General features: G+C 69.2%; 10 protein-coding genes. 5 read left to right on the top strand and 5 right to left on the bottom strand.

Annotation, left to right across the window (positions count from 1 at the left end; genetic code table 11):
* The coding region (locus tag KRR26_RS35680) for a DDE-type integrase/transposase/recombinase (protein ID WP_236069536.1) at positions 1–635 on the top strand (635 nt) is incomplete at its 5' end.
* A gap of 26 nt (positions 636–661) precedes the next feature.
* Here KRR26_RS35680 and arsN2 read toward each other — a convergent pair.
* From arsN2 to KRR26_RS35660, 4 genes are all read right to left on the bottom strand, one after another.
* The gene (gene arsN2, locus KRR26_RS37765) at positions 662–1,507 is read right to left on the bottom strand and encodes an arsenic resistance N-acetyltransferase ArsN2 (RefSeq protein ID WP_217082083.1); all 846 of its coding nucleotides are present in this window, start codon (positions 1,505–1,507) and stop codon (positions 662–664) included.
* 139 nt (positions 1,508–1,646) lie between these two features.
* Complete coding sequence (rnk, locus tag KRR26_RS35670; protein ID WP_120207140.1) at positions 1,647–2,063, bottom strand: nucleoside diphosphate kinase regulator; 417 nt, start codon at positions 2,061–2,063, stop codon at positions 1,647–1,649.
* 365 nt (positions 2,064–2,428) lie between these two features.
* Positions 2,429–2,893 carry a hemerythrin domain-containing protein gene (locus tag KRR26_RS35665; protein WP_236069535.1) on the bottom strand — a complete coding sequence of 155 codons (465 nt, stop codon included), beginning with the start codon at positions 2,891–2,893 and terminating at the stop codon, positions 2,429–2,431.
* Positions 2,894–2,958: 65 nt separating this feature from the next.
* Positions 2,959–4,350: a sigma-54-dependent transcriptional regulator gene (locus KRR26_RS35660; protein WP_217082084.1), complete on the bottom strand. Its 1,392-nt coding sequence runs from the start codon at positions 4,348–4,350 to the stop codon at positions 2,959–2,961.
* Positions 4,351–4,600: 250 nt separating this feature from the next.
* Here KRR26_RS35660 and KRR26_RS35655 point away from each other — a divergent pair, with 250 nt between their 5' ends.
* Both KRR26_RS35655 and KRR26_RS35650 read left to right on the top strand, forming a co-directional pair.
* A complete protein-coding gene (locus KRR26_RS35655) occupies positions 4,601–4,993 on the top strand; it encodes a hypothetical protein (RefSeq protein WP_120207146.1) in 393 nt (130 codons plus the stop codon).
* A gap of 176 nt (positions 4,994–5,169) precedes the next feature.
* Positions 5,170–5,511 carry a hypothetical protein gene (locus tag KRR26_RS35650; protein WP_120207147.1) on the top strand — a complete coding sequence of 114 codons (342 nt, stop codon included), beginning with the start codon at positions 5,170–5,172 and terminating at the stop codon, positions 5,509–5,511.
* Between the two features lie 9 nt (positions 5,512–5,520).
* On the opposite strand, the gene KRR26_RS35645 is transcribed toward KRR26_RS35650, so the two are convergent.
* On the bottom strand, positions 5,521–6,282 hold the full coding sequence (locus tag KRR26_RS35645) for a class I SAM-dependent methyltransferase (protein WP_217082081.1): 762 nt from the start codon (positions 6,280–6,282) through the stop codon (positions 5,521–5,523).
* Between the two features lie 541 nt (positions 6,283–6,823).
* On the opposite strand from KRR26_RS35645, the gene KRR26_RS35640 reads away from it, so the two are divergent.
* Entirely contained in the window at positions 6,824–8,266 is a 1,443-nt protein-coding gene (locus tag KRR26_RS35640) for a peptidoglycan-binding protein (RefSeq protein ID WP_236069534.1), read from the top strand.
* Positions 8,267–8,600: 334 nt separating this feature from the next.
* Complete coding sequence (locus KRR26_RS35635; protein ID WP_120207153.1) at positions 8,601–10,196, top strand: methyl-accepting chemotaxis protein; 1,596 nt, start codon at positions 8,601–8,603, stop codon at positions 10,194–10,196.
* Positions 10,197–10,319: the final 123 nt, after the last annotated feature.

The following is a 10,319-nucleotide window of genomic DNA, read 5'->3' as shown; positions in this document are numbered from 1 at the left end:
CTCGCACCTCGAAGGCTCGGTGCCTGCGGCTGATGCGACAGGCGGGCCTGCTGGCACCGGGGAGGCCCCGCCGGGTGCTGGGCCCTCGCCACCACGACGGCACGATTGCCACCGACAGGCCCGACGTCATGTGGGGCACCGATGCTACCTGCACCCTGACGGACGCAGAAGGCCAGGCCACCGTCTTCATCGCCGTGGACCCCGGCACGTCCGAGTGTGTCGGCATCCACGCCGCCAAGGTGGGAACTCGCTTCGAGGCCCTCGAGCCCATCCGCCAGGGCGTCAAAGCTCGCTTCGGGGCATACGGCCGGGGCGTGGCCACGGGCTTGGCCATCCGCTACGACAACGGCAGCCAGTACACCTCGGAGGCCTTCCAGCGCGAGCTGCGTTTCCTGGGCGCCGACTCCAGTCCGTCCTTCGTCCGCAGCCCCGAAGGCAACGGCTGTGCCGAGCGCTTCATCCGCACACTCAAAGAGCAGCTCCTCTGGGTCCGCTCGTTCGACACCGTGGAGGCACTCCGTTTGGCTCTGCTCGACTGGGCTCGCCAGTACAACGAGCACTGGCTGCTGGAGCGCCACGACTTCCTCTCGCCGACTCAGGCCCGGCGAGAACTCATGCAACGGCAAGCGGCCTGATTGCTACCAATCTGGTGTCTCAACAATCAGGTGCGGTACAGGCTTGCGCGCCGCATGACGGTGGCGCTGGCGGGACAGGCTCCTCGTAGCTCTTCGGAGGCGTGCAGTTCCGCGGGCAGGCTGGCTCGGTCGGTTCGGATGAAGCCGAAGCGTTCGAAGTAGTCCGCTGCTGTAGTGGTCAGGAGGAAGACGGCATCGCAGCCTCGCTGCGTGGCGATGTCGAGCTGTGCTCGGGCCAGTGCCGCGCCGAGTCCGGTTCCCTGGTGGTCGGCTCGGACGACGACGGAGCGGAGTAGGGCGCTGGTTCCGTAATGCTCCAAGCCTGCCGCCGCGACCAATTCTCCTGCGTGCTCTGCCACGAGGAAGTTCGGCAGGTGATCCGCTGCTCCTGCTGTCGGGAGTCCCGCTGCGCTGAGCATTGTTTCGATGCTTGCGCGGTCTTCCTTGCGCGCAGGGCGGAGCGTGTGCCCCGTTTTGCTCCAGTCCTCACGCAGGACCAGGGCCGCGACTCGCGCACGAATGTCGTCACGAATCGCTCGCACTCGCTCCCGTGGTTTTCCCTTCGGGTCTTCCAGTCCCCAGTCTTCACGCTGGAGTCCGGGGACGAACGGGCAGGCTTCGCCACAGCCCATGGTGATGAGCTTTGCCGCGCCTCGCGCCAGCTCATCCGTCAATCGCTGCGGCCTGGCTTGCGAGAGATCCACCCCGGCTTCGGACATGACGGCCTGCACTTCCGGATGGACCTTCTCCGCGGGCTGCGTCCCTGCGGAGACCGCGCGGGCCTTCGCTGGGTCAGCCAGGAGGTTGAAGAACGCCGCGGCCATCTGTGAGCGCCCCGCGTTGTGCACACAGGCGAATATGACCGTCTTCATGGGTTCGCTCCTGGGCGGCTCGGCGCTGAGACGCGCCGGAGCTTCGCAAGGCGCTGGCGAGCGAACAACGAGAGAGATACTCCCGCCGCTTGCTCCGCCGGCTCACGTCCGGCGGAGTCCCAGCACCGTTCCCACGAACCTACAGGTGGAAATGGCCCGCGGCCTCGGGCTGATACGGCACGGCCACGATGCGCAGGCGCTTGGTCCGGTCTCCCGGCAGGGGCCACTCGATGGTCTGCCCCACCGACAAGCCCAGCAGCGCGCTCCCGATGGGCGCCAGCACCGAGACTCGCCCGTCTCCGTTGCGCGCGTCCTGCGGATACACGAGCGTCACCGTGCGCTGCTCGCCCGTCTCCTCGTCCTCGAAGACGACGCTGCTGTTCATCGTCACCACGTCCGGCGCGATGCTGGCCGAGGGCGTCACCTCGGCGCGGGCCAGCTCCGCTTCCAGTTGCTCCACCGGCGCGGCGTTGCGCGTGCCGCCATGTTGTTCGACGACGCGCTCCAGGCGCTCCATGTCGATATCGGTCACGATGAGGCGATGGTCTCGGGTCATGTCGGTACGTCTCCGGTGGGGGAAGCTGCCGTGCGCCCCGAGTCCTCCCGTCACGGGAGGCTTCCAGGCGCGAAGCCCGGACGCGCCCCTGTGGACGCAATCCAAGCTGCTACGAGGGTGAGAGGGACGCCGCCCGCCCAGGAACTACGCGTGGCGAGGGGCGTGGGCGACAAGCCAGGCGGTGGCTCGGCCGTGAGCAGGCAGCGTCCGGCGCACGGAGTACCGGCGCGGCGCGTGCCTCATCAGGGCTGTGAGCGAAACCGTCATCTGTCTTGGAACCCAGGAGTCAGGCCCGCGATTCTCTCGCGAGGTCCAGCCAATCTAGTCGCGCGAGCCAGGATTGCAACCCGCCGAGCCCCGCGCCCCTAGGCCCAGGGCTCGCCCCCTTGCTCTCTCAACGCCTCGCGCCGGAACTCCGCCGCGCGCTTGACGATGTCCGCGCACGACAGCCCCAACCCCTGCTCCGTCGCCCGCGCACCCAGCCGGGGCAGCACCGCGCGCTCCTCTTGTTGCGCGTGCTCGCGCACCGCTTGCTCCAGCTCGCGCACCGCGTCTCCCAGCGCGGGCAGGTCATTGCGCGCGCGCAGCATGGTGAGGATGAGGCGCTTGAGCGCGTCGTGCTCCTCCTCGGCGTAGGCGAGCGCCTCCTCGCCCACGGCGCGGCGGGCGATGGGGTAGATCCACCGCTCCTCGATGGTGAGGTGCAGCGTGAGCGCCTCGGCGAGCTGGATGGCCAGCTCCGGCCGCTCGTCGTCTGGGGCCTCGGCGAAGGTCTCGAACAGCGCGACCGCCTCGTGGTGCTGCTGAATCATCAGCTCGAGGATGTCCATGGGGCCGCCTCTCGTGACTCGCGAGGTCCAGCCTTCACGGTCCGCACGGCCGCGCGCCGCCGCAATCACTTGCTCGGGCGCGAGGGGCCCGGGTCCTCCTCGCCCGCTGGCCAGGGCGCCGATGGACCGGCCTCGTACTTCTTCCGCTTGCGCCACAGCGTCGACGCGTCGATTCCCAGGATGCGCGCCGCCTCGTCCAGCGTGGGCGCGGAGGACATCACCCGGAGGATGTGCTCGCGCTCCACCTCCTCCAGCGTGTGCTCGCCGCCCACCGCCACCACCGAGCCTCCCGCCGCCGCGATGCGCTCCGGGAACGCCTGCGGCTCCAGCACGCCCGCGGGCCAGACGATGAGCGCGCGCTCCACCGCGTTGCGCAGCTCGCGCACGTTGCCCGGCCACGGCCACGCCACCAGCATCTTCTCCGTCGCGGGCGACAGCTCCGGCACCGGCCGCTGCGCCGCGCGCGCGAAGAACGCCACGAAGCGCCGCGCCATCGGCAGGATGTCCTCGGGGCGCTCGCGCAGCGCGGGCAGCTTCACCTCGATGACATTGAGCCGGTACATCAAGTCCTCGCGGAAGCGCCCCTCCGCCACGTCCTTCTCCAGGTCGCGGTTGGTCGCCGCCACCACGCGCACGTCCGCCTTGCGCGTGCGGCCTTCGCCCAAGCGCTCGAACTGCTTCTCTTGAAGGAACCGCAGCAACTGCGCCTGGAGCGCGGGGCTCATCTCGGCAATCTCATCCAAGAACAGCGTGCCGCCCTCGGCCTGCTCCACGCGCCCCGGTTGGTCCTTCACCGCGCCCGTGAAGGCCCCGCGCACGTGGCCGAACAGCTCGCTGGCCAGGAGCTGCTCGGACAGCGTGGGACAGTTCACCGTGACGAAGGGACGCCGTCTGCGTGTGCTCAAGGAGTGCAGCGCGCGGGCGAGCACGCCCTTGCCCGTGCCGCTCTCTCCGCGCAACAGCACCGCCGCGTCCGAACCCGCCGCGCGCGCGACGAGCCCGATGGCCGCGTGCATGGCGGAGGAGCCCGTCTCCAGCGTGGCCTCGGGCACGGACTGCGCGAGCTGGCCCTCCAGGTTGCCCAGCTGCGAGGACAGCTCGCGGTGCGCGCGCGCGCGGTCCACCACGTGGCGAATCTGCGCGGGCGTGAAGGGCTTGGGCAGGTAGTCGCGCGCGCCCCGCTTCATCGCCTCCACCGCGGTGTCGAACGTGGCGTAGGCGGTGATGAGGATGACGTCCAGGCCCGGTGATTCGGCCAGCAGCCGAGGCAGCAGGTCCAGCCCGCTCGCGGAGCCCAGCCGCAGGTCCACGAACGCCAGGTCGGCGGGAGCCTGGGCCAGGGCGGCCAGGGCGGCCTCGGGGGTGGCGGCCTCGCGCACCTCGCAGCCGAAGCCCTCCAGGCACACCCGCAGGGTGTGGCGGATGTTCCGTTCGTCATCCACGACGAGCACGCGCATGGGGCGCTCGCCAGCTTCCGTGTCGCTTCGCACTTCCATGGGGGCAATCCTAAGGGCAGGTCGCGCTCACGGCTCGCCGTCACGACGTGCGCGCGTGATTCCTGGCGCTTCCCCTCGGAGCGCAGTGCAAGCCGCACGTGCGCGCGCACGTCGAGCTTGCAACCTGCAACGCGGTGACGGCGTGATGGGTCCTGCACACCTCGCGGGCGGTGCGCTGGCGCTGGCATTCCCCTTGCGATGGAAAGGAGTCATGCGCGTGCTTGGGATGACGACCTCGACCCCCCCTGGAGATGACGGAGATGACCCTGGAGAGCGCCGCCTCTTCTCACGAGACGTAGACCCACCGCCCAGCAAGTGGCGCCCGCGCGTCATCCTGTTGGGCGTGGTGACGCTGATGCTGGTGGGCGTGTGGTTCTGGCTTCACAGCAGTGAGGACCGCGCGCTCCTGGCCATGGCTCCGGCGCAGCGCAAGGCGCTCTTCCACGAGACGCAGCAGGGGTTCCGCCTGATGTGCCTGTCCGATGCGGGCAAGGACTTCATCCCTCGCTGCCGCCAGCAGGCCACCTTCCTGGCGCGCTTCCCCGAGTGCGACACCTCCTGCCGCCAGGAAATCTCCCCCTACTACCCCGGCCCGCTGCGCTGAGCGCCCCGAGGTTGCGCCCTGCAACCCGTCGGCTTGCAGGATGAAAGGGGGCCGTGGCGCCCCGGGCGAAAGGGGGCCGGAAATCGCGGCCTTGGCCCACCGGCGACATGGCACGTCCGATGCCTTTGAGAGCGGGTGTCCGGGGCCCACTCGGCCCGGCTCGGAGGAGTCACACCATGGAGCTGCCGTCATTCCTGAGGAGCCTGCTCGCCGCCGTCGCTGTCCCTGCTGTTCAGTCCCCGTGCGCCCTGAAGGCCGTTCGCCTGCTGGGCGCGCAAGAGCTGTCCACCGCCCGCCGCCGCGCCTCCCATGCCCTCGAGGGCGCGAGGCAGTGCGCCTGCTGCCGGAGCCTGCTGGACCACCTGTACGACCGGGTCGGCTCCACGCTGTTCCTGGATGATGATCCGGAGGTGCTGGCCCAGGCCTTCGACGACGGCGAGCGCGACCGCTTCAGCCCGAAGGTGCTGGCCGCGTGCATCGTGCTCGCCGGGCGCGAGCGCATTGTCGCGCCCGCGTGACGCCACGGCTCACGCGGGCTTGCGCGCCTCCACCAGGAAGCGCGTGGTGTGCGCGAGGAAGGGGCCCTGGGCCTGGATGTGCTCGTGCAGCTCCCGCAGCCGCGGCAGGTACGCGGCGACGGTGAAGCCCGGCACCATCCAGATGACCTTGCGCAGGAAGTAGATGACCGCGCCGATGTCGAAGAACTCGGTGCGCAGGGTCTCCAGGCGGAGGTCGAGAATCTTCAGCCCCGCGGTCTCCGCCTCCGCGCGTGCGTCGTCGGGATGTCTCCGGCGACGCACCTCGGGGGGCTGAGGACCGAGGAAGTACTCCACCAGCTCGAAGACGCTGGCGGGCCCCACTTGTTGGGACAAGTACGTGCCGCCGGGCCGCAGCACGCGGGCAATCTCGTGCCACCAGGTCTTCACGGGATGGCGGCTGACGACGAGGTCGAACGCCGCGTCGCCGAACGGCAGGGGCGGCTTGTCCGCGTCCGCCACCACCGCCACGCCGCGTGGATGCAGGAGGTGCGTGGCCTTCGCCACGTTGGGAGGCCAGGACTCGGTGGCCACCGTGAGCCGGGCCAGCGTGGGCACCTGGGCGAGGATTTCGCCGCCCCCTGTCTGGAGGTCGAGCGCGGCCGAGGCCCGCGCCAGGCGCTCGGCCAGGAGGCGGTGGTAGCCCCAGGACGGGCGCTGCTCGGTGGCGCGGCCGTCCAGCCAGGAGAAGTCCCAGCCGTCCACGGAGGCGGCCTCGGCTTCCGCCACGTACTCCTCGAAGGTGCGCGTCATCGCCAGCCCATACCACGGGGCCCGCGCGACAGGCGTTCCGAGTGTCGCGACTGAAGTGTCTGTCATCGGACGAAAGCCTGCCCTCCGGGGCCGTCACGCGGTCGTGGCAATGCCTTGCGGGCCGCGCTGACGCGCCGCGTGGGTCACGAAAGTGTGTCTTTGTTTGCCGCCGCCACAAAAGCCGCAGCGCCACTGGAAAGGCAGACGCCAGCGGGCGGGCTCGGCCTTGAGTTCTGGGCTTTCGTGACAAGATGGTTTCGCAACTTTAAATCGTCCCCGAGGGAAAACCCCGACGAGGCCGGAGCAATGTCATTCACTGGCGCCCGCGTTTCCGGCGGACGGGTGCTCCCGGGGGCTTTTCATGAGTGGCACCACGTCTGTTCATTCTCAGCCAACGCGTACCACCGCAACGCAACTCACCGTCGCGCGGGCGTCTGGTCGTAACCCCAATGCCATTCTTTCGCAGTACCAGCCGACGGGGGCCTCACAGCGCACCGCCAGCCAGGATGGGCTGCGCGCGGGCGTGGATGCGTCCCACAAGATGGCGCAGACAGATCTGGCCCGGCTGAAGAAATACACCGCGGGCATCGAGGCGGCGGCGAAGAAGTATGACCTGCCCCCCGCGCTGTTGGCTGCCATTGCCAGCCGCGAGTCGCGGGCCGGCGCGGCGTTGGACCGCTCGGGCCGGGGAGACAACGGCAATGGCTTCGGGCTGATGCAGGTGGACCAGCGCTATCACAAGCCTCAGGGCGGCCCGTACAGCAACGAGCACATCGAGCAGGCGGCCGGAATCCTGAAAGGGATGCTGAACGAGGTGAAGAAGAAGCACCCGGACTGGCCCCCGGTGCAGCAGCTGCGCGGCGCGGTGGCGGCGTACAACTCGGGCACCGGCAACGTTCGCACCCTCAAGAACATGGATGTCGGCACCACGGGCAATGACTACTCCAACGACGTGTGGGCGCGCGCGCAGGCGCTGGCCCCGCACTTCGGGGGCGCGGCCACGCCGGGCACCAACACGGGCATCGTCCCCAACAAGCCGAGCCCGGGCACCAACACGGGCATCGTCCCGAACAAGCCGGGCGTGAAGCCCGCGCACGTGCATGACGGCTTCGAGACCACGGGGGCGCACAAGTGGACCCCGGCGCCCTCTCTCCACGACGTGAAGGAGGGCAAGAAGACGCTGCACGAGGGCATGCAGGGCCCGGCCGTGAAGCACCTCCAGCAGATGCTCGGCGTCCCGGCGGACGGCAAGTTCGGGCCGGTGACCAAGAAGGCCGTGGCGGACTTCCAGCGGGCCGCGGGCCTCAAGCCGGGCGCGGGCGCCGAGGGCTACGTGGGCAAGGCCACGCTCGCCGCGCTGGAGAAGAAGGCCGCGCAGGGCACGCACGGCAAGCCGGGCACCGTCACCTCCCAGAGCACTTCCTCCCAGGGCACCCCCACGCAGGAGACGAAGGTCTCCGGCGCGGTGCTGGGCAACGGCGTGCGCATCAACACGAACGACCCCACGCTGAAGAAGCTGGCCACCGCCGCGCTCCGCAACGGCGAGACGGGCTACTGCGTGAAGACGACGCTCGACAACATGCACCGCCTGGGCATCCCCAACACGCCGGCGGCCACGGGGAATGACCCGAACAACCCGCGCGGCGGCATGGCGCAGATGCTGCGCCACGGCTGGGAGTCCATTCCCTTCCCGGGCGCGCGTCAGCAGACCATCCACAGCAACTACGGTGATGCGAAGGCCAACGTCGTCTCCGCCGCGCAGTACAAGAAGCTGGTCGCCGAGGGGAAGGTCCCGGACGGCGCCATCATCTTCCAGACGCGCCATGGCTGGGATTACAGCGGCGGGTCCAAGGGCAATGACATGGGCATCGTGCGCAACAACGGGCGCACCACGCACAACTACCAGGACATGAGCTCCATCATCTATTCGGACTGCAAGGACGTGGTCATCCTCGTCCCCAAGAGCGCCATCCAGCGCAGTTGAGCTGTCTTCAGGCCTCGGGAGCCCGCGCTCCCGAGGCGCGGCTGGAATGATCCACGCGGATGGCAACCCTTTCGTTGAGCGGGAGACGTCTGGCATCCCAGCTCCGAGGTCCGACCTGACGAGGCTTGGGTCGCGTTCACCCCACTGGGAGGAAACAGACTCGTGTTTCAGTTGAAATCGTGGGTGTCGGGCTTGAGCGACAGGGGGAAGACCCGGCTATCCTGACGGGCGCGGCGGATCTGCCCCCGCTTCAAAGGACAGGCGACATGCTTTGGCGCGACGGGCGGTGGACGGGGAGGACCCGGCAATCCTCGTGTGGGGGAGACAACGCCCGATGCGGCTGATGCTCAAGCAGAAGATGATGGTGCTGCCCGTGGTGGCCACGCTGTTCCTGGTGGCCATCCTGGTGGTCTCGATGATTCAAGGCGCTACGGCGCGGCGGCTCAACGAGCGCATCGGGCAGGAGTTGTCGCCCGCGGTGTCTCAGGGGCAGCGCGTCCAATCCGCGTTCGCGGTGTTGCACCAGGACGTGGTGGACGCCGTGGCGGACAAGAGCGGCGCCCACGTGCAGGCCCTGCGCGACGAGGCGGTGCTCCTGGAGAAGGACCTGGAGTCGGCGCGCGCGCTGCCGGGCATGAACCCCGCGCGGGTGAATGAGCAGACGGCGACCTTCCGCGCGTACTGGGCGGTGGCCTCCAACGCGGTGACGCTGGCCGCGCGCGGCGACGCCGGCGCGGACGCCATGTTGGTGCGGCTGGAGGAGCCGACCAAGGCGGTGCGCGACCTGCTGGAGAAGTCACTGGCGCACGATGACGCCGCGCTCCGGGACTCCTTCACCGAGATGTCGACCTCGCACTCGACGGCGCAGGGCTGGGTGCTGTTGCTGTCGCTCCTGTGCATCGCGTCCCTGGCGGGCCTGACCTTCTGGATGATGCGCGAGGTGACGCTGCCCCTGGCCCGGCTGACGGCCACGGCCACCCGCATCGCCAGCGAGGGCGACCTGAGCCTGCCCATCGACGCGCGCTCGCAGGATGAGGTGGGTGATCTGGCCCGCAGCATCCAGACGCTGATGGACCGGCTGGCCAAGGTGCCGCAGACGTTGCACGCGGTGGTCTCGGAGCTGACGAGCGCGGCGGCCCGGTTGAACTCGGCCAGCCACGAGCAGCTCAACTTCCTCACCAACCAGTCGCGCAGCCTCACGGAGGCCAGCTCCACCATCGCGGAGATCGCCCAGACATCCAACATGGCGGCGAGCCGCGCGGAGATGGTGCTCAAGGTGGCGGCACAGGCGGACGCGTTCAGCGCGTCCGGTCAGGTGTCCATCGAGAAGAGCGCCGAGGGGCTCCAGCAGATCCGCCAGCGGGTGGGCGCGCTGGTGGGCAGCATCGGGCACCTGTCCGAGCAGGCCGTGCACGCCGGCGAAATCATCAGCAGCGTGAAGGACCTGGCGGACCAGTCCAACGTGCTCGCGCTCAACGCGGCCATCGAGGCGGCGCGCGCGGGCGAAGAGGGCCGAGGCTTCGCGGTGGTGGCCAAGGAGATGCGCGCGCTCAGCGGGCAGTCGCTCCAGAGCACCCAGCGCATCGGGAAGATCCTCCTGGAGATCAACCAGGCCATCCGTCAGACGGTGTCCATCGCGGAAGGGGACAGCCAGAAGATGGAGGAGGGCATCGAGCAGGTGCTGTCCTCGGCCAACACGCTCAAGGACATCACCACGGTGGTGCAGGAGAGCAGCCAGGCCGCGCGCCAGATTGTCGCCTCCGTCACCCAGCAGAACGCGGGCATCGCGCAGATGACCGAGGTGGTGACGCAGCTCTCCGAGATGATGAGCGACGTGGTCGCGGCCACCAGCAACGCGGAGGAGGCGGTGACGCAGATCAACTCCAGCCTCGGCAAGCTCCAGCAGCTCTCCACGGCGTTCCGCGTCTAAGAACCTATTTCGGTAGGGAAGAAGGTCGGCCTCCTGCCGGGTTGAAGAGGCAGGAGGACGCAGCCATGGGGTAGTCAAGAAGGACGATGGCTGGCGAGTGCCAGACGAGCTGTGGCGACGCAT

The organism is Citreicoccus inhibens (assembly GCF_019039035.1).
GTDB lineage: Bacteria > Myxococcota > Myxococcia > Myxococcales > Myxococcaceae > Citreicoccus > Citreicoccus inhibens.
The sequence above is the reverse complement of the archived record's forward strand: the minus strand, read 5'-3'. Positions and strand labels throughout refer to the sequence as shown.